This window comes from Pseudarthrobacter sp. PH31-O2 (assembly GCF_030063265.1).
Lineage (GTDB): Bacteria > Actinomycetota > Actinomycetes > Actinomycetales > Micrococcaceae > Arthrobacter.
Genome location: NZ_JASIST010000002.1, coordinates 269,044 through 288,366, shown reverse-complemented (window position 1 = coordinate 288,366; position 19,323 = coordinate 269,044). Strand labels below are relative to the sequence as shown.

Sequence of the window (19,323 nt, the reverse complement as noted above, 5' to 3'; positions counted from 1 at the left end):
GTTCTTAGCCCTCATCCAGGATTGCGGGGACCTTGAAGCGGCCTTCGTACGCATCGGGAGCGCCGGAGAGTGCCTGTTCGGCCGTGAAAGTGTGGCCTACTACGTCCTCGCGGAACACATTCGTCAGCGGGATCGGGTGGGACGTGGCCGGGACGTCATCACCGGCGGCTTCACTTACGGACTTCACTGAATCGACGATGACGGCGAGTTCGCCTGCCATCGTGTCCAGCTCTTCAGCACTCATCTCGATGTGCGCGAGACGCGCGAGATGCGCGACGTCGTCGCGGTTGATCGCAGCCATGGATCTCCCCTGCAAGTTCGGATTATTTTCCGTCCCAGTCTACGTGGCCCTAAGCCCTTCCGCCGTCGGCGGCGGGCCGGACGATCCTCCGCGTGCTCGCTCGTTCCTCGCTTAGACGCACGCTTCCGGATGTCCGTCCCGTCGCCGATGTGCTGCGCTCACCGAACGAGACTGCCGAGTCCGGAAAATTTCCGAACTCGACAGTCTCACAGTTTTGTTTTGTCAGCCGATGCCGATGGCTCCGGTGAGTACTCCGGTGGCCAGCATGACCAGGGAGATAACTGCCGTGCGCCAGAGGACCTTCTTGTGGTGGTCGCCCAGGTCCACCTTGGCGAGGGAGACCAGCAGCAGGATCGCCGGTACCAGCGGGCTCTGCAGGTGGAAGGGCTGGCCGGTGATGGAGGCGCGGGCCATGTCCGCGGCGCTGATGCCGTAGTGGCCGGCCGTTTCACTGAGCACCGGCAGGACGCCGAAGTAGAAGGCATCGTTGCTCATAAAAAACGTCATGGGGATGCTGAGCACGCCGGTGATGACGGCCATAAACGGGCCCATGTCGGCGGGAATGATGGCCACAAGCCACTGGGACATGGCCTTGACCATTCCGGTCCCGTTCAGCACTCCGGTCAGGACCGCTGCGGCCATCACCATGCTGACGACGGCGACGATCGAAGGTGCGTGCGCGATCAGCTGCGCGCCCTGGTCCTTGAGCCGGGGAAAGTTCACCAGCAGCGCGATGGCGGAGCCGACCATAAAGACAAAGGGCAGCGGCACGAGGTCGGCGACCAGCAGCACCATAATGGCAACCGTCAAGCCCAGGTTGAACCACTGCAGCTTCGGCCGAAGCGTGGACCGGTTGGGATCCAGCGCGGTATCCGCCATGGCCGAATCGCGTTCGTCGGCGAGGTCCCCGGTGTGTTCCAGGACCGCCACTGCCGACCGTGCCGCGGCGGGGCTTCCGCCGGGACCGGACGGCTTGCGGCCGAAGCCGAGCCGGCCGAAGCCGGTGCCGGTACCGGTACCGGTACCGGCGTAGCTGTCGCCGGGGGTATCCGCAGAACCCCAGATCTCGGGGGCGACGGTGCGCAGGCGGTTGCGCTCCTGCAGGCCCAGCAGCCAGGCGAAGACGAACACAACGACGAGGCCCGCGATCAGCGAGGGGATCATTGGGACGAACACCTCCGAGACACTGATCTTCAGTGCGGAGGCGGCGCGGGCGGTCGGGCCGCCCCACGGCAGGATGTTCATGGTGCCGTTGGCCAGGCCGGCTACGCAGGTAAGGATCACGGGACTCATCTTCAGGCGCAGGTACACCGGCAGCATCGCAGCGGTGGTCAGGATGAAGGTGGTGGATCCGTCACCGTCGAGCGAGACCGCCGCGGCGAGGACGGCGGTGCCGAGGACCACCTTGGCGGGGTCGTTGCCCAGCCGGCGCAGGATGAACCGGACCAGCGGGTCGAAGAGCCCGACGTCGATCATCAGGCCAAAGTAGATGATCGCGAACATCAGCAGGGCCGCAGTGGAGGTCATCGACTTCATGGAATCAAGCACCATGTCGCCGATGCCAAGTCCGGCGCCGGCGAAAAGCCCGAAAACGGTGGGAACAATAATGAGCGCCAGCACGGGCGTCAGTTTTTTCGTCATGATCAGCACCATAAAAACCGTGATCATGGCGAAACCTAGTAATACCAGCACAGCCGGCTCCTTCTGCAGTGAAGTGCACCACCCCGGTGTGATGCGCACTACAGACGCTAGGGTGGCGCGCGTCACGGCCGGGTCTTTGCCGCATTTGATTGGCATACTGCTTGTTGGACGCATTGTGCGCATTGTGCTCACACCCGAAGGAGGGTCAACGTGCCACGCATAACCGGCAGCACGCCGCTGCGGTTCGCTACCCAGACCCTGCTGCTCCAGCTGGCGGTGGTGGCCCTGGTGGTGCTCCTGACGAGCGCCGTGCACGGCTGGCTCACCTATGACCGGCTGGGCCGCGAGGCCGAAAACCAGGCCCTTACACTGGCCCGGACCGTCGCTTCCGATCCGCAGGTGCGGGCCGCGGTGCAGCAGATCAGCGCGCAGCCAGGCACTCCCCCGCCGGCCGAACTGCTGGCCGGGCCGCTGATGGCAGCAGCCGAGGGCGCCCGCACCCGCACCGGAGCACTTTTTGTGGTCATCACCGACGAGACCGGACTGCGGCTGGCGCACCCCGAGGCTGAGCGGCTGGGCGAGCGCGTGAGCACTGACCCGTCCGAGGCGCTCGCCGGCAAGGAAGTCACCACCCGGAACACCGGAACCCTGGGCCCCTCGGCCGGGGCCAAGGTCCCGGTGTTCGCCCCGGAATCGGACACCGTGGTGGGCGAAGTGAGTGTGGGCTACTCTACCGAAAGCGTCAGCCAGAGCCTGGGCCGGGACATCGTTCCGATCGCCCTGACCGCGGCCGGCGCCCTGCTGGTCGGCGTTCTCGCGTCGTTCCTGCTCCGGCGCCGGCTCCAGCGGTTGACGCTGGGCCTGGAACCGGAGGAAATCAGCACCCTGGTCCACGACCAGGTGGCGGTGCTGCAAGGGGTCGACGACGGCGTGATCGGCGTCGCCGCGGACGGCCGGATCAGCGTGTTCAACTCCGCCGCCCGGCGCCTGCTGGGCCAGCCTGATCTCACCGGCACGCCGTGGGCCGATGCTCCGGTGCCGGCCCGGCTGCTGGCGCTGACCAGGTCCGACGCCGCTGAAGGGGACGCCGTGGAACTTGTTGTCGGCGCGCGGGTGCTGGTGGCCAGCGCCCGCAAGGCCCTGCACGGCCGGGAGGACCTGGGCTGGGTGCTGATGCTGCGGGACCGGACCGAACTTCAGCAGTTGACCCGCCAGCTCGACGCCGTGGGAACCATGTCCACCGCGCTCCGGGCCCAGCGGCACGAGCTCGCCAACCAGCTGCACACCATCGCCGGGTTCATAAGCATCGGCGAGCATCAGCAGGCCCGTGATTACCTGGCCCGGCTGGCTGCCACCGGGCCGCTGAAATTTCCCGTGGACCAGGCCGAACTGCTCCAGGACCCCTATCTGCAGGCCTTCCTCGGCGCCAAAGGGGTGGAAGCGGACGAGCGGGGCGTGAGCCTGCGGCTCGGACCGGAAACCCTGGTCCGGGGACAGGTCACCGAGCCGCAGGACGTCACCACCGTGCTCGGCAACCTGATCGACAACGCGGTGAACGCCGCCGTCGCGGGCCCGTTACCGGACCGCTGGGTCGAGGTGGAAGTGCTTGACGAGCCCGGCACCGGAGGCAACGGCGGCACGCTGTTGATCGTCGTCGGGGATTCCGGTGACGGGCTGCCTGCCGCTGCGGCCGGCGGTGCTGATGACGTGTTCGAGGACGGATTCACCACCGCCGGCCGTCCGGCGCGGGCGGGCGCCGGCCAGGGCCTGGGCCTCGCGCTGGCCCGCCAGCTGGCGCGACGGCGCGGCGGCGACGTGCGCGTACTTGACCCGGGCTCCGCCGGCGGCCCCGGCGCGGTTTTTATGGCGACCCTGCCGGGGACCATTGTGCCCACTGAGACGAAGCCTAACGAAAGGGACAACGATGCCTGAGGACATCAGGGTGTTGATTGTGGACGACGATTTCCACGTCGCCAAGCTGCACGCGGCCTACGTGGACTCGGTGGCGGGATTCCTGGCCCTGCCCCCGGCGGGCTCCACGTCGCAGGCGCTGCAGGCCATCCACAGCCTGCGCCCGGATCTGGTGCTGCTGGACGTGTACCTGCCGGACGCTTCCGGCCTGGACCTGCTCCACCAGCTGGACGTGGACACCATGATCCTCAGCGCCGCCGCGGACGCGGTCTCGCTCCGGCTCGCGTTCCGGCGCGGGGCGCTGGCGTATCTGCTCAAGCCATTTACTGCCGAGTCGTTGTCGCAGCAGCTGCGCTCGTACGCGCGCTACCGGCGGATCCTGGCCCAGCCCGGGAACGTCACCCAGGACACTGTGGAACGGGCCAAGCGGGCGCTCATCCCAGGCGATGTGATGGCCTCCGCTAAGCCCAGGTCCGCCACCGAGGCAGCGGTGCTGGAATCGTTGGCACCGGGTGAGCAGTACTCCGCGGCCGAGGTCGCCACCCGGGTAGGCGTTTCCCGGGCCACCGCACAGCGGTATCTGTCAGCGCTCGCCGACGACGGCGCCGTCGACATCCAGTTGCGGTACGGCAGCACCGGGCGCCCGGAGCACCGCTACGGGCTGGCGGCCGGCGCCGCCGGCTAGCCCAGGTCCCCGTGCAGGTGGAAGGCGTTGCTGCGGGCGTACTCGTGCACGCGGGTGAGAGCCTCGATCTGGTTGCGGGCGTCGTCGGCCAGCGCGGCCAACGTAACAGGGTCGACTCCGAGGTCCGGCGCCAGCTCCGCCAGGACCTGCCAGCCGCCAAGCTTTCCCAGGATTGCGGAGCGCATCAGTTCAGCCTCCAGCACCATGGTCATCGGGGAACGGCTGACGATGCGGCCGTTGAGTTTGAGCCGGCCGGCGTGCTCGCCCAGCCAGGCGGCGGCTTGACGGTGACGGCGCGGCCGCAACCCAAGATCCTTGATGATGCCGCGGAGCACCTCGCGTTCGCTGCTGATCTCCTGGCTGATCCGGGAGAGCTCGCCCGCCACCGGGGTGTCGGCGTAGGCCTCAGCCATGCGTCGGATCCGGGAGACTCCGGCGGTGGAGCCGGTCAGGTGGTCCGAGAGATACAGGCCGAGGAGCTTTGCATCGATTGAGGCGGGGATGCGCGCTGCCATGGGTCCTCCAGAGTGCCTAAGCGTTTCGATTGACACTAACCTACCCCAGGGTGAGCGCCGCAAGGAGGAGTCCTGCCCGTCCGGCCGGGCTACAACTCCTGGCGGTAGACCAGCAGCTTGATGTCGGTGTCCGGCACAACCCAATCGCGTTCGGGGGCCCGCTGGAAACCGGTCTTGAGGTAGAGCCCGTGAGCGCTTTCCCAGGTCAGGCCCGTGGTCAGCGCCACGGCATTGATCCCGGCCAACAGCCGGGCATGCTCGAGGATGGCCTGGACCATGGCCCCGCCTGCACCGCTGCGCTGGACTTCAGGGTCCACCACAAGCATCCGGAATTCCAGCTCGTCGCTTTTGGCGATGTCCGCATAGGGTTCCCCGGCGACGGCCAGGGTCACGGAGCCTACGATCTGTCCGGCACGCTCCGCGACCCAGATGGTCGCGTGCGCGGCCCGCCGGGAGACGTCCTGGATTTGCCGCATGTACGGGTGGTCGGCGCTCTGGAAATAGCCTGCCGCGAGGTAGGCGTCCCGGGTAATGCGCGCGATGGCGTTGTAGTCGGCCGGAACTGCGGGACGGATAAGGATCTGGGGATGCACTTATCCATGCTAAGCGCGCCCGGGCCGCTCTGGCACCGAAACGGCGTTTTCCGTGACTGAACTATCAGAACGGCCGGAAATCAGAACGGCAGGGCAGGCACCGGGGGCTAAAGCGGGAATTTTCCGGACAGCTCCAACGTCCCGGCGCAGGTCCAGGCGGCGAGTCGTTCGTCGTCGGAGGGGCCTCCGGCGAGCGGGCTGGTCAGCCGCGGGCGACGCACCCAGCAGCCGGCCTCTTCGGCGATGAGGGCTCCGGCGGCGAAGTCGTGCTCATTGAGTCCCCGTTCCCCGTAGGCGTCGTGCGTGCCGTCCGCGACGAGGCAAAGGTCCAAGGCGGCGGAGCCGAGGCGGCGGACGTCGGCGAAGCCGTCCATAATGCTGCCCAGCCCGGATGCCTGCTCGGCCCGGACGGCAGGGTCGTAGCTGAAGCCGGTGGCCAGGATCTGTCCGCTGCGGCCCGGCAGCGGCCCGGCAAGTGGTGTCAGCCGGCCTCCTTCCTCGAGCCAGGCTCCGTGCCCGCGGAGCGCGTAGTAGCGCCGGCCCAGGGCAGGGGCATCGACCACGCCGGCCAGCCAGACTCCGTGCGGGTCCGCGACGGCCACCGATGTGCCGTAGTAGACGATGTTGCGGATGAAGTTGGCGGTCCCGTCGAGCGGGTCGATCGACCAGCGGTAGCCGCTGGGCGAGGGCGGCAGTACTGTGCCACCCTCCTCTCCGGTGATGGTATCGAACGGCCTGGCCCTGCTGATCACTTCGCGGACGGCTCTTTCCGCGGCGAGGTCAAAAGCTGTCACCCAGTCACCGGCGTCGCCCTTGTTGCTGATGTCCAGTTCGGCAGCGTTCCGGCCGGCCAGAACGGCGGCACCGGCAGCTGCCGCCCGCCGGGCGAGCTCCAGCAGCGCGGCCGGCAGCCCGGTGGACGGGTCTGGGTTTTCGGCGCTCATTCGGTCATCACATCCTGGTGGTTTTCTTCGGAGTCTTCGCTGCGGCCACCGCGGTCATTGCTGCCACCGCCGTCGTGCTCGCCGCCGCTGTCATTGCCGCCGCCGCCGGATCCGTCAGCGGGCGCGGGGCCGGGTTTCGCTGCCGGCGACGGCTCCGGCCCGTTGGCCAGCAGGGCGCGGAAGCCATCCTCGTCCAGGACCGGCACGCCGAGCTGTTCGGCCTTGTCCAGTTTGGTGCCCGCGTTCTCCCCGGCCACGACGTAATCCGTCTTTTTCGAGACGGAGCCGGATGCCTTGCCGCCACGGATCAGGATGGCTTCCTTCGCTTCGTCCCGGCTGAAGCCCGCCAGGCTGCCGGTCACCACGATTGTCAGTCCTGCCAGGGTCCGGGGCATGGATTCGTCGCGCTCGTCAATCATCCGGACCCCGTCGGCCGCCCAGGTGTCCACGATCCCTCGGTGCCAGTCTTCGGTGAACCATTCGGTCAGGGCGGCAGCGATGACCGGCCCGACGCCGTCGACGTTGGCGAGCTCTTCCTCGGAGGCCTGCCGGATCGCGTCCATGCTGCCGAACGCCGTCGCGAGCGCGCGGGAGGCCCGCGGACCGACGTGCCGGATGGAGAGCGCCACGAGGACGCGCCAGAGCGGCTGGGCCTTGGCCTTTTCCAGTTCGCGGAACAGCTTCTCGGTGGTGGCCGTGGGCTTGGACGGGGTCTTGGCGGTGCCCTTGCTGAAGAAGTACGGCACCAACTCGAACTCACCGGTGCCGACACCCTTGGCCCGCTTTTCCCGCCGGATCCGCACCTCCGCGAGGTCAGCGTGGGTGAGCCGGAACAGGTTCGCCTCGCTGGTCAGCGGCGCAGTTTCCGGTTCCGCGGGCTGGGTCAGGGCAATCGCGGCTTCCCAGCCGAGGGCTTCGATGTCGAATGCGCCGCGGCCGGCAAGGTGGAACACACGTTCGCGCAGCTGCGCTGGGCAGGAGCGGGAGTTGGGGCACCGGATGTCCACGTCCCCTTCCTTGGCCGGCGCCAGCGGGGTGCCGCAGGCGGGACATTCGGTGGGCATCACAAAGTCCCGGACCGGCGGGTCCTGCTGCCCGCGCAAGGCCAGGACGGGGCCGACGATCTCCGGGATAACGTCCCCGGCCTTGCGCAGCACCACGATGTCGCCGATTTTGACGCCTTTGGCCTTAACGACTTCCTGGTTGTGCAGCGTGGCCATCTCAACTGTGGAGCCGGCCACCTTGACCGGTTCCATCACGCCATAGGGAGTGACGCGGCCGGTGCGGCCCACGTTGACCTGGATGTCCAGAAGTTTGGTGTTGACTTCCTCGGGCGGGTATTTGTAGGCAACGGCCCAGCGCGGCACCCGGGAGGTGTAGCCGAGCGCACGTTGGGTGGCGAAGGCGTCGACCTTGATAACTATGCCGTCGATCTCGTGGGCGAGGCTGTGGCGCTTGTCCCCGTAGCGGGTGATAAATTCCAGCACTTCCGCGAGCCCGGGCAGCACCTCGAGGTACGGACTGGTGGGCAGCCCCCATTCGGCGAGCTGCCGGTAGGTATCCGACTGGCTGGCGGTTTCGAGTCCCTCGCGCGCGCCAATGCCATGGACGTACATCCGCAGCGGGCGTTTGGCGGTTTCCGCCGGGTCCTTTTGGCGCAGCGAGCCGGCCGCGGCGTTGCGGGGGTTGGCCAGCGGCGCTTTGCCTGCCGCGATCAGCGCCTCGTTGAATTCAGCGAACGCCTTGGACGGGATAAAGACTTCTCCGCGCACCTCCATTTCGGCAGGGAAGCCGGTGCCGGTGAGCTGCTGCGGGATTTCCTTGATGGTCCGGACGTTGTGGGTGATGTCCTCCCCCGTGCTCCCGTCCCCACGCGTTGCGGCCCGGATCAGCACCCCGTCACGATAGAGCAGGTTGACGGCCAGGCCATCGATCTTGAGCTCGGTGAGCCAGGCCGGCATCCCGTTGCCCAGTTTGGCGATGTTGGCTTCGGCCTTGGCGATCCACGCCTCCAGCTCCCCGAGCGAGAAGACGTCCTCCAGGCTGTACATTCGCTGCAGGTGTTCGACAGCGGTAAAAGCGGCCGACACTTCGCCGCCAACCTCCTGGGTCGGCGAATCATTGGCCACGAGTTCGGGGTGCATGGCCTCGATTGTTTCCAGCCGCCGGTAGAGCTCGTCGAACTCGGCATCGGAAATGATCGGCGCGTCGTCCTGGTAGTAGGCGAAGCGGTGCCTGCGGACCTCCTCGACGAGGACCTCGTACTCTTCGCGGACGGCCCCGGAGGGGTTTTGTGTGTCGGCTTCTGCTGCAGTGTTCCCTGTGCTCACAGACCTATCCTGCCTTAGATCACCGACATTGTCCGGTCAGGATTACCCCGGAGCAGTCGCCCCGGGAGGGTGCCCGCGACGCGCGGCGGCGCAGGCCGGGAGGTGGTCAGGAGTGGGTGGGTTCCTCGACGAGCGCTGTGGCGATGCTGTCCGCGTCCTCGAGTGCGGCGAGGTAGCGTTCGGCGTCCAGGGCGGCCGCGCAGCCGGTGCCCGCGGCGGTGATGGCCTGGCGGTAGCGGTGGTCCACCGCGTCCCCGCAGGCGAAGACGCCGGAGAGGTTGGTGACCGTGGTGGGTGCATCGACCCTGATGTAGCCCTCGGCGTCCAGCTCTACCTGGCCGGTCAGCAGCTCGGTGCGCGGGACGTGGCCGATCGCGACGAAGATCCCGGTGGCAGCCTGTTCCCGGGTTTCGCCCGTGCCGGTGTCGGTCAGGGTGACGCCGGTGACCTTCGCGTCGCCGTGGATCGCGGTGACGGCGGAATTCCAGGCGAAGCTGATCTTGGGGTTGTCCTTGGCCCGCTGGGCCATGATCCGCGAGGCGCGGAGCTCGCCCTTGCGGACCACAACTGTCACGGACTTTCCGAACCGGGTCAGGAAGGTCGCTTCCTCCATGGCCGAGTCGCCGCCGCCGACGACGATGATGTCCTGGCCGCGGAAGAAGAACCCGTCGCAGGTAGCGCACCAGGAGAGCCCGTGCCCGCTGAACTTCTTTTCTTCAGGCAGGCCGAGTTCCTTGTAGGCCGAGCCGGTGGCGAGGATGACGGCGGTGGCTTCGTGGGTCTCCCCGGCCCCGGTGACCACACGCTTAGTGTGCCCGGTGAGCGTCACCTCGGTGACGTCGTCGAACACTACCCGCGCGCCGAACTTTTCGGCCTGCTGCTGGAGCCCGTCCATCAGCTCCGGGCCCTGGACGCCGGCGGGGAAGCCGGGGAAGTTCTCCACCTCGGTGGTGTTCATCAGGGCGCCTCCCGCGGTGACTGCTCCGGCGATGACCAGCGGCGCCAGCCCGGCCCGTGCGGCGTAGATCGCGGCGGTGTAGCCGGCAGGGCCGGACCCGATAATGATCAGCTGTTCAGTCATGGTCGTGCTCCTACTTGGCGGCGGGGGTGAGGGAGGCGATGAGGGCCTCGATGCGGGCCTTAATGTCGTCACGGATGGGACGGACCGAGTCCACGCCCTGGCCGGCCGGGTCTTCGAGTTCCCAGTCCTCGTAGCGTTTGCCCGGGAAGATCGGGCAGGTATCGCCGCAGCCCATGGTGATCACAACGTCGGATTCCTGCACAGCCTCGGTGGTGAGGACCTTGGGGATCTCGGCGGACATGTCGATGCCGAGTTCGGCCATCGCCTCGACGGCGGCCGGGTTGACCTTGTCGGCGGGCTGGGAGCCGGCGGAGCGGACCTCAATGGCGCCCTTGGAGAGCGTGCTAAGGAAGGCTGCGGCCATCTGGGAGCGGCCGGCATTGTGGACGCAGACGAACAGAACGGAAGGCTTTTTGGCGGTTTCGTAGCTCACGGGTTTCTCCTGGAATCAGCTGTGGGACGGGTGCTTCGCGGTCCGTTTGAGGTCCTGCGCCCGGCAAGTGTGGCGCTCGGCGGAAAATTGATAAGAATCGATGTAGAAAGTAGTGGACTTTAGATTGATGAATGTCAATTTCTAGCTTATGTAGGCTTGGCCGTCCCGCCTGGTGTCGCGGCCCGGTCAGGCTGCGAGCACGCGCGGCGCGAGGCCATTGACCCGGTGGGCGATGTCATCGAAAGCCTTCTCGAAGGCATCCTCGGTGCCCAGGCGAAGCGGGTCCGGCACCGACCAGTGCACACCACCCAGGCCGGTCAGTTCCTCATGGGCGTTGTCGCACACGGTCACCAGCAAGTCACCTTCTCCCGCCACCTGCTGCAGGCTGCGTGGACGACAGTCTGCCAGGTCCACGCCGTGCCGGCTGGCGACGTCGATAGCGCCTTGTGCGATGCGGTCCGCGGGGTGTGTCCCCGCCGACGTCGAGGGAATTTCGCTGGCATGCTGCCAGAGGGCGGCGGCCAGCTGGGACCTGGCACTGTTTCGTGTGCAGACGAATACAACGCGGCGTGCCCCGTGCCCGGCTCCCGGCACCAGGCCCGCCAGGGCTCCGGCTGCAAGCCGTATATAGCTGCGCCGCCCGTCGGCTTCGGAGCGGCGGCGGGCGGCCAGCCCGGCCTCTTCCAGCGCGCGCAGGTGGTGGGAGAGCAGATTTGACGGCATTCCCAATTCTGCCTGCAGCTCCGTCGGGGAAAAGTCGCCCAGGGTCAGCAGATCCACGATGCGCAGCCGCGCAGGATCGGCCAGGGCCGCATGCTTGGCCACCCGGGCCCTAAAGCCTACTGTCTCAATATTCATTGGTTCAATTTTGACTGAGTTAATTCTTTGGGTCAAGCTGTTGCCATGACTTTCAACCAGCCGCCGCTGTGGCGCCGTGCCGTGGCCGAATTCCTCGGCACCAGTTTGCTCGTAGCCATAGTGGTCGGCTCCGGCATCGCCGCGCAGCAGCTCTCCCCCAACGACGTTGGCCTGCAGCTGCTGCAGAACAGCACAGCGACGGTGTTGGGCCTGACGGTGCTGATTCTGATGCTCGGGCCCGTGAGCGGCGCACATTTTAATCCCGTGGTCTCCCTTGCCGACTGGATCCTGGGCCGGCGCAGCGGTACCGGGCTGAGCCTGCCGGAGCTTGGCACCTACGTCTTTGCCCAGGTCCTGGGCGCGGTCGGTGGCAGTGTGGTCGCTAACGCCATGTTTGAGGTGGGCACGTCCATCTCCGCCAAGGAGCGCGCAACCCCGGGGCATCTGCTGGGTGAGGTCGTAGCTACCGCCGGTCTCATCCTGCTGATCTTCGCCCTCGCAGCCACCAAACGCGGGGTCCTCGCCGCGCCGGCCGTGGGCGCCTACATCGGCGCCGCGTACTGGTTCACGTCCTCGACGTCGTTCGCGAACCCGGCAGTGACCGCCGGCCGCGTCTTCAGTGACACCTTCGCCGGAATCGCCCCGGCATCCGTTCCGGGATTTGTCCTGGCGCAGCTTGTCGGCGCGGCAGTCGGCCTTGGCCTGATCCTGGTCCTGTTCCCTTCCGCAGCCTGCACCGCGGACGCCGTCGTCCTCCCCCACAGTTCCGAACCGACCAGTTCCTAGCCTTCGCCGGCTCCGGGCGGGGCATCGCCCCCGCTACACGGCGGGTGGGGAGCTGAGGGCGGTCAGGGCCGACAACTTCTCTTCACCAATGGGTTCTTCGGGCAGCAACGGAATGAGGGCGAACCGGTCCGTCAGGGTGTGCACCTTCGTGATCTGTTCGATTTCGCTCGCGGCGCGGGCCCGCAGGAACGGCGTCTGCGGGTGTGCTGCGGCGATCGAGTTGTTGATGACCCAGGCCCACGGGTGGATTCCCGCCCTTTCCAGGTCTTTCTGCAGCTCTTCGGCTTCCAGGACCGGTGTGGTTTCGGCCAGCGTAACGAGGACAACCTTGGTCTGGGCCGGGTCCTGCAGCCGCATAAGCGGTGTTACGAATCCCATGGTGTCGCCAACCTGGCGGGCGATCTCCCGGTGGTACGAACCGGTGGCGTCCAGCAGCAGCAGGGTGTGGCCGGTCGGTGCCGTGTCGATCACCACAAAGTGCCGGCGGGACTCCTGGACCACCCTGGAGAACTGCCGGAACACCGCAACTTCGTCCGTGCACGGGGACATCAGGTCCTCGGCCAGGGCCGCGCGTCCGTCATCGTCCAGGCTCCTGCCCTTGGTCGCCATCACGTGTTCGCGGTACTCCTGGATGGCTGCCTCCGGATCGATGCGCGAAACCGTCAGGCCCGGAATGGAGCCATGGAGGGTTTCGGTCAGGTGCGCTGCCGGATCGGTCGTGGTGAGGTGGACCGCATGCCCGCGCCTGGCCAGGGCAACCGCAATGGCCGCAGCGACGGTGGTCTTCCCGACGCCGCCCTTGCCCATGCACATCACGAGGCCGTGGCCGTCGAGCTCGACGTCGTCCACCAGGGCAGCCAGCGGGGCGTCCGCAATCTCGGGGAGCAGCGCGGCATCACCAGTGATCGCGGCGCCGGAAGTGGGCGCGAACAGGGATTCAAGCGCCGCAATGCCGACCATGTTCCCCGGCTTCAGATCCAGGACATCGCGTGGCAGGCCGGCGACCGCCTCGGGAATGGCAGCGAGGGCAGCGGCTTCCCGGGTGCGCAGGGCCTGTGCGAGCTGCTCCGCACCGGCGGCAGGCGGCAGGACGCCGTTGACAACGACGTAACCTCCCCCGATTCCGATCTGGTTCAGTTCCCGATAGGTCCGCTCGATCTCGGTCAGCGACGAGGTCTGCGCCCGGCTGACCAGGACAAGCCGGGTCCGGGCCGGGTCCGTGAGTGCCTGGACCGCCTTGGCGTAGACCTGCTTGTGCTTCTCCAGCCCGGACAGGGGGCCCAGGCAAGAGGGGTCTCCCTTGCCGGCGGCCAGGAAATCGGTCCACGAACCGGGCAGCTGCAGCAGCCGGATCGTGTGACCTGTCGGGGCGGTATCGAAAATGATGTGGTCGTAGTCCCCGTAGGCGGTGTCGTCGGCGAGCAGGCTGGTGAACTCATCGAAGGAGGCAATCTCCGTGGTGCAGGAACCGGACAGGCTCTCGGCGATGCCGGCCAGTTCGGTCTCGGGAAGGAGGCCGCGGACGGGGGCAATGATCCGCTCGCGGTAGGCCTCGGCCGCCTGCTCCGGGTCAATTTCCAAGGCGGAGAGTCCCGGCACGGCCGGGATGGGAGTGACACTGTTCCCGATTCTTATGCCGAAGACCTGGCCAACATTGGAGGCGGGGTCGGTGCTGACCAGCATGACTGCCTTGCCGGCCCTGGCCAGGGTGAGCGCTGTTGCGCATGCTACGGAGGTCTTGCCCACGCCGCCCTTGCCGGTAAAGAACAAAAAACGGGGCGTGTTCTCAAGAAACTTCACGCCGGCAACTCCCCCGTGGGTTCGCTGGCCAGGTTGTGGCGCGCAATGCCGGCGCCCGGGCCCCGGAGATGCGGCACCGGGCCGCAGGCACCAGGGCCGCAGGCACCAGGGCCGCAGGCACCCGGGCCGCAACAGGGGGCGGATTCGCAGGTTCGGATAGCAGGCATGTGGTCCTCCCTAGACGGCAACTCCCCCTAGCGTATCGACAATCATCGATAACCTAAAGCAGGGCCGGCGCGCCGCTGGCAGCGGCCTAGTTCCGGTTCTCCGGCGGCAGCGCGAGCTGGAGTTTGCGGACCTTGCCGCGGCCCACGATGTAGCCGCGGCCGGGGACGAAGTCAGTGCTGATCCGGCCAAGCGAGGTGCTGAGCAGGCTGTCGCCGTCGATGTCGCCCGGGTTCAGCAGCAGGCCACGGCGGCCGGACTTGAACGGTTGCGCGAGGGACCAGGCCGAGGACCAGGTGGAGGTTTCGGACTCGCCCACCACCCACTGTTCGGCCTTGATCGAGGCCGTGACGAGCCGTTCGATCCCGGATTCCGCCCCTGTGTCGGTGAAGTCGGTCAGCCCCTCGATGAAGATTGCGAGCTTGCCCGGGGTGCCGGTGGAGTAGTCCACCAGTTCGTCAAGTGCCTCCTCGACGTCGTCGGCGCCCACCACGGAACGGTCCCAGAGCTTCAGGGACGCTGCCGCCGAGCGGCGGGAACCGATGTAGAAGAGCTCGACGCCGGGGTTTGACCGGCGCAGCGCGTAGGCAAGGGTCACCAGTGCCACGGTGCGGCCGGCACCGGGAGGGCCGGCGAGGAGCAGCGGGCCCTTGGCCAGGATCTCGGCGGGCTGGAGCGTTTCGTCGTCGACGCCGATGACCGGCAGGTCAGGGCTGCCGGCGGGCAGGATGTCGAGGTCGATGTGGTCCGGCAGGCGTTCAATCTGCGGGGCCGGTTCGACGCCTTGGCGCAGCATGGCCTGGCTGAGTTTGTTGACCTCGCGGGCCTGCACGGCCAGGTTGGAGTTGCCGCCAAGCACGGCGAGCTGCACTTCGAGGTTGCCCAGCAGGCCGCGCCCCGGAGGCGAGGCCTGGCCCAGGACGTCCTTGGGCACATCCATCGAGAGGTAGTCGTCCTCGGAGGACAGCCGCAGCACCAGCCGGCGCTGGATCGAGGCCAGCAGCGACGCCGGCACCGAGTTGGGCCGGTCCCCGCTGATGACAAGGTGGATGCCGAGCGGACGGCCGTCGGTGGCGAGCTGCAGGAAGATGTCCCATAACGCGGAGAGCTTGCTGTATTCGTAGGCTTCCCGGAAGGCGGACATACCGTCCACCAGCACAAAGATCCGCTTTTCCGCCGGCTGCTCCGCCAGGGTCCGGTACTCCACGATGGTCGACGCCCGGACCTCCGAGTAGCGGGCCGCCCGGTCGTCGGCCAGGTCCCGGAGCCAGCGCAGCAGCCGGCCGACCCGCTCGACGTCGTCGCCGTTGATGATTTCGCCGACGTGCGGCAGTCCGTCGAGCATCTTCAGCCCCGAGGAGCCGCAATCGATGCCATAGATGTTTACCGGGCCGCCGCGCGGGGTGACAGCGGCGGCGATCGCGATGCCGCGCAGGGCAGCGGACTTGCCGGATCCGCCGGTGCCGTAGATGGCCATGTTGCCGTCCCGGTCCGGCTCGTAGAACACCGTGGGCTGGTCCTGGTGCGCCGGGTCGTCCGCGACGCCCAAGAGCAGCCGTTCGTCAGTGCGGGGGTTGGGCAGCCGGGAGAAGTCATAGGTCGTGGCGAGTTCGTCGAGCCAGGGTTTGCGGGGAGGCTCGATGGAGAGTACGTCGGCGGCTTTGATGATGTTCGCCGTCATCCTGGCGATGTCGTTCAGGCCCGCCGCTTCTTCCTGCACCGGGTTCTCGGGTACCGGCGCGGCCCAGGCCGGACCTGAGCCGAAGGCCATCTCGACGATCTCGATCTGCGGCCGCTGCGGCTTCTCGGTGGTCCAGCCGCCGGCGTAACCGGTCTGGAAGCCCTGGATCCGGCCGGGACCGGTCTTGGCGGCGCCGCGTCCGGGAATGGAGGGGTCGAAGTACGCAGCCGTCGGCACGCCGAGGATGTCGATCGCGTCATCCTCATCGGCCATCCGCAGCGCCACCCGCAGGTTGGTGTTGGCGCGCAGGCTTTCCTTGATCACCCCGGCCGGGCGCTGGGTGGCCAGGATCAGGTGCAGGCCCAGGGAGCGGCCGCGGGCGGCGACGTCCACCACGCCGTCGACAAACTCCGGGACTTCGGTGGCCAACGCCGCGAACTCGTCCACAATGATGATCAGGTACGGCGGCGCGTCCGGGTCCGCTTCGCGCTGGAGCTCCAGCAGGTCCTTGGCCTTTTTCCGGTTCAACAGCCGTTCGCGGTAGTGCAGTTCGGCCCGCAGGGAGGTCAAGGCACGGCGGACAAGGTGCTGGGACAGGTCGGTGACCAAGCCCACGGTGTGCGGCAGCTGCAGGCAGTCCGCGAACGCGGCGCCGCCCTTGTAGTCAACGAAAAGGAAACTTACCCGGTCCGGGCTGTACGCTGCGGCCATTCCCATCACCCAGGACTGCAGGAACTCGGATTTTCCGGCGCCGGTGGTGCCGCCAACAAGTGCGTGCGGTCCCTCGTTTTTGAGGTCGAGGTAGAGCGGTTCGATGCCTTTGGAGCCGACCAGTGCCCGGAGCGTGCCGTTGTCCTTGCGGTTGGGCACCGCGGAGGCCCGGACGGAGTTGTTCTCGGTCCAGCGTTCGGCCACGACGGCCGGGTTGTCCAGGAAATCCTTGCCGATCAAGGTGGCGTAGGAAACTGCCCGGGGCAGGTCGGATTCGTCCTCGAGCGGCTTGCCGACGTCCACAACGGGGGTGAGCATCCGCGCCAGTTGGGCTGCCAGGCCGGCATCGAGGCTTTCGCAGCTCACCGGGAAGGTGTGCCGGCCGAGCCGGACCTGGCCGGTGGTGGTTCCGTGCTCGCCGTCGATGGCCATAAAGTCCCGGCACGCGGCCGGCAGTTGCTGCACCGACGAAGCCACCCACATCACGTGTACCCCCGAGTCGGGGCCGCGTTCGAGCATCCGGGTGAGCCTGCCGCGGTCCACCGGGGCGTCGTCCTCGACGACCACCAGCACGGCGGGCAGCAGCGGCCCGGCAAGGTCGGTGCTGAGCGGGTCGACGCCGGGCCGCAGGACGGGGCGGGGCGTCTGGGATGCTGCCTCGCGCTGGTCGATCAGGTCTTCCAGCCTTGACAGCAGGGCCGAGCCGCCCCCCGGGCCGGCGGCAAGATGGTCGCCGCTGAGCGGGCTGTGGCCGGAGCCGACGTGCGGGAGCCACTGCAGCCACTCCCAGCGTTCCTTGGATTGCGCCGAGGTGATGGCGGCCAGCACCACTTCCGCTGGCGAATGCAGGCCCGCGAGCTGCAAGACCATCCCGCGGGCAACATCGTCGACCAGGCCGCGGGGACCGGCGAGGCCGAAGGAGCCGGCGGAGCGCAACTGCGAGACGATCGGCACACCTTCGATGTCCCGGAACTGTGCCAGGCACTGCTGGATTTCGGCCATGTACTCGGCTTCGGTATCGCTGCTGTTGGGCTCTTCGAACTGGATCCTTGAGGGCGCGGTGCCCAGGCCGAAGCGAAGTCCCAGGAATCCGGTGTGCTCGGGCCGGTGGGTCCAGAGCAGCGGGCCGAGCTTGTAGATCGAGTCCACGGTGTCACTGACCGAGGGTGTTTCCTGCAGCCGGACGGAGCGTTCCACGTTCTGCAGCCGCGTAGTTTCGGCCCGGAACGCCGCCATCGACTCGCGGAACTGCTTTAGCTGTTCCTTCCGTTCCCGTTTGGCCTGCAGCTTCTGGTCTACGTAATGGCCCACGATGAACAACGGCATCATCAGCATAAACACCACCGAGAGCACATTTTGGGTGACGGCAAACAGGATTCCGCCCATCATCAGCGGCGCCAGCAGCATGATGTACGGGAAGGCGTGGTGCTCCTGGCGCTTGGGTCCGGCCGGGAGCATCCGTTTTTGCAGTTCGAAGCGCGGCACCACCCGCGGGGAGCGGTTGAAGTCGATCAACGGGGAGCTTGGCGCGGAGCTGTGCCCGGTGCCAAGGGAGACCACGGAGACGGTTGTGTCGCCCAGGGCCACCGTGTCCGAGGAGTTAAGCGTCGCGCGGGTGACCGGCAGCCCGTCCATCAACAGCCCGTTGGCCGAATTTGTGTCCACGATCTCGACTGTCTCGCCGACAGTGATGCGGGCGTGCCGCTTGGAAGTCAGGGGGTCCGTGAGCCGGACGTCGGCGTCGCGGCCGCGGCCGAGGTAGCTGGTGCCCGAGGGCAGCGAGAATTCGCGTCCGACGTCGGGTCCGGAGAGCACACGCAGCGTTGCCGCCGCCGGACCGCGGCTCGCCCCGGGCGTCCCGAACTGCTCGCTGAGCCGGGCGAGCGAGACAATGGAGCCCGGCCGCAGCCCGGATTCGAGCAGGTTGTCCCCGCGGTCCAGGACGCTGCCCTTCATGCCGCCGGCGGCGAAGGCTTCCTCGATGCTCAAGGACAGGTTTGGCGGCGGCGCAGTGCCCCGCCGGGAGGGGTCGGCCGCCCAAAGCTGGGTGGCGATGTCAGCCACGGTGGCTAGCCCGTCAACGGTGACGGCAAGGTCTTTCGCTTCGGCCGGGTCGCGGCGCAGCGTCAGTCGGATTCTCACGCTTCCTCAACTCCGTTCAGGTCATGAGCGGGCTGGCCCAGGCCGGGCCCGCCCAGCAGGTGCAGGTCCGCCGCCGTCACCAGGTGTGAGGTGATGGCATGTTCAACGAGCCGTGCGCGGCGGTTGCTCGCAAGTTTTCCGCCGCCTCCACGCAGGCCGGCGACCCCCGCTTTGTCGAGCTTGTCGCACACATTGTCCAGCTTTCTGTTGAACCGGGTCAGGGCCCAGCCCAGCGACCTGGCGGCCTCTGCCGAGGACGGGATGGCGCTGAAGCCGGTCCCGTCGCGGCGCAGCATGGGTTCGGCGAGGGCCACGATCAGGGCCTTCTGCGAGTCGGTAAAAAGCACCGGGCCGATAGTGGTGTCTCCGCTGCTGTCCGCGTCGCGGGATTCCTGCCGAAACGCAGGAGTCCGCAGGTGGACGGCAAACTCGTAGGTGGTGGGGCCTGCGGTGAAGATGACGTTGGTCAGGCTAAAGACCAGTGGAATCCGTGCGCCCGGCGAGAGCCAGGCCTGCATCCCGCCGGAGGCGTCAGCGATGGTGGCCGAGAGCCTGCTGCCGACATTGTTCAGCCACCAGATGCCGTCGTAGCGGGCGATCTGCAGGAACTGCCGGTGCAGGTACGGATTGTCATCCACCTCAAGGTCGCCTTCGCGGCCGATGCTGAAGATGTCATCGTCCGCGGGCTCATGCCACTCGCCGCAGAAATCTATCGCCAGATCCCCCATATGCCATGCCTTTCTGGA

At 67.5% G+C, this 19,323-nt stretch carries 15 protein-coding genes; 3 read left to right on the top strand and 12 right to left on the bottom strand.

Features of this window, described 5'->3' with window-relative positions; genetic code table 11:
- Positions 1 to 4: 4 nt before the first annotated feature.
- Together gatC and QMG72_RS05140 are read right to left on the bottom strand one after the other, a co-directional pair.
- The gene (gatC, locus tag QMG72_RS05145) at positions 5 to 301 is read right to left on the bottom strand and encodes an Asp-tRNA(Asn)/Glu-tRNA(Gln) amidotransferase subunit GatC (protein WP_226774633.1); all 297 of its coding nucleotides are present in this window, start codon (positions 299 to 301) and stop codon (positions 5 to 7) included.
- Positions 302 to 523: 222 nt separating this feature from the next.
- Positions 524 to 1,993 carry a CitMHS family transporter gene (locus QMG72_RS05140; protein ID WP_283479886.1) on the bottom strand — a complete coding sequence of 490 codons (1,470 nt, stop codon included), beginning with the start codon at positions 1,991 to 1,993 and terminating at the stop codon, positions 524 to 526.
- A gap of 159 nt (positions 1,994 to 2,152) precedes the next feature.
- Here QMG72_RS05140 and QMG72_RS05135 point away from each other — a divergent pair, with 159 nt between their 5' ends.
- Positions 2,153 to 3,874: a sensor histidine kinase gene (locus tag QMG72_RS05135; RefSeq protein ID WP_283479885.1), complete on the top strand. Its 1,722-nt coding sequence runs from the start codon at positions 2,153 to 2,155 to the stop codon at positions 3,872 to 3,874.
- The gene (locus QMG72_RS05130) at positions 3,867 to 4,538 is read left to right on the top strand and encodes a response regulator (protein WP_283479883.1); all 672 of its coding nucleotides are present in this window, start codon (positions 3,867 to 3,869) and stop codon (positions 4,536 to 4,538) included. The genes QMG72_RS05135 and QMG72_RS05130 overlap by 8 nt, the downstream gene beginning before the upstream one ends.
- On the opposite strand, the gene QMG72_RS05125 is transcribed toward QMG72_RS05130, so the two are convergent.
- From QMG72_RS05125 to QMG72_RS05095, 7 genes are all read right to left on the bottom strand, one after another.
- Positions 4,535 to 5,053 (bottom strand): hypothetical protein, encoded by a 519-nt coding sequence (locus QMG72_RS05125; RefSeq protein ID WP_283479881.1) that lies wholly within the window; start codon positions 5,051 to 5,053, stop codon positions 4,535 to 4,537. The two genes, QMG72_RS05130 and QMG72_RS05125, sit on opposite strands and share 4 nt — an antisense overlap.
- Before the next feature lie 89 nt (positions 5,054 to 5,142).
- Positions 5,143 to 5,646 carry a GNAT family N-acetyltransferase gene (locus tag QMG72_RS05120; protein ID WP_283479879.1) on the bottom strand — a complete coding sequence of 168 codons (504 nt, stop codon included), beginning with the start codon at positions 5,644 to 5,646 and terminating at the stop codon, positions 5,143 to 5,145.
- Between the two features lie 107 nt (positions 5,647 to 5,753).
- On the bottom strand, positions 5,754 to 6,590 hold the full coding sequence (locus QMG72_RS05115; protein WP_283479877.1) for an inositol monophosphatase family protein: 837 nt from the start codon (positions 6,588 to 6,590) through the stop codon (positions 5,754 to 5,756).
- Positions 6,587 to 8,920: an NAD-dependent DNA ligase LigA gene (gene ligA / locus QMG72_RS05110; protein ID WP_282359258.1), complete on the bottom strand. Its 2,334-nt coding sequence runs from the start codon at positions 8,918 to 8,920 to the stop codon at positions 6,587 to 6,589. Before ligA ends, QMG72_RS05115 begins: the two co-directional genes overlap by 4 nt.
- A gap of 106 nt (positions 8,921 to 9,026) precedes the next feature.
- Entirely contained in the window at positions 9,027 to 10,001 is a 975-nt protein-coding gene (gene trxB / locus QMG72_RS05105) for a thioredoxin-disulfide reductase (RefSeq protein WP_282359256.1), read from the bottom strand.
- A 10-nt stretch (positions 10,002 to 10,011) separates the two neighbouring features.
- Entirely contained in the window at positions 10,012 to 10,434 is a 423-nt protein-coding gene (locus QMG72_RS05100) for an arsenate reductase ArsC (RefSeq protein WP_283479876.1), read from the bottom strand.
- Positions 10,435 to 10,620: 186 nt separating this feature from the next.
- Positions 10,621 to 11,292 carry a metalloregulator ArsR/SmtB family transcription factor gene (locus QMG72_RS05095; protein ID WP_283479875.1) on the bottom strand — a complete coding sequence of 224 codons (672 nt, stop codon included), beginning with the start codon at positions 11,290 to 11,292 and terminating at the stop codon, positions 10,621 to 10,623.
- 45 nt (positions 11,293 to 11,337) lie between these two features.
- On the opposite strand from QMG72_RS05095, the gene QMG72_RS05090 reads away from it, so the two are divergent.
- The gene (locus tag QMG72_RS05090) at positions 11,338 to 12,078 is read left to right on the top strand and encodes an aquaporin (RefSeq protein ID WP_283479874.1); all 741 of its coding nucleotides are present in this window, start codon (positions 11,338 to 11,340) and stop codon (positions 12,076 to 12,078) included.
- Between the two features lie 33 nt (positions 12,079 to 12,111).
- Here the strand turns inward: QMG72_RS05090 and arsA are convergent, their stop codons facing one another.
- The 3 genes from arsA to QMG72_RS05075 all read right to left on the bottom strand — a co-directional run bounded on the left by arsA (position 12,112) and on the right by QMG72_RS05075 (position 19,305).
- The gene (arsA, locus tag QMG72_RS05085; protein ID WP_283479873.1) at positions 12,112 to 13,878 is read right to left on the bottom strand and encodes an arsenical pump-driving ATPase; all 1,767 of its coding nucleotides are present in this window, start codon (positions 13,876 to 13,878) and stop codon (positions 12,112 to 12,114) included.
- A gap of 253 nt (positions 13,879 to 14,131) precedes the next feature.
- Entirely contained in the window at positions 14,132 to 18,577 is a 4,446-nt protein-coding gene (locus QMG72_RS05080; protein ID WP_283479872.1) for a type VII secretion EssC family protein, read from the bottom strand.
- The gene (locus QMG72_RS05075; protein WP_226774649.1) at positions 18,574 to 19,305 is read right to left on the bottom strand and encodes a hypothetical protein; all 732 of its coding nucleotides are present in this window, start codon (positions 19,303 to 19,305) and stop codon (positions 18,574 to 18,576) included. Before QMG72_RS05075 ends, QMG72_RS05080 begins: the two co-directional genes overlap by 4 nt.
- Between the last annotated feature and the right edge of the window lie 18 nt (positions 19,306 to 19,323).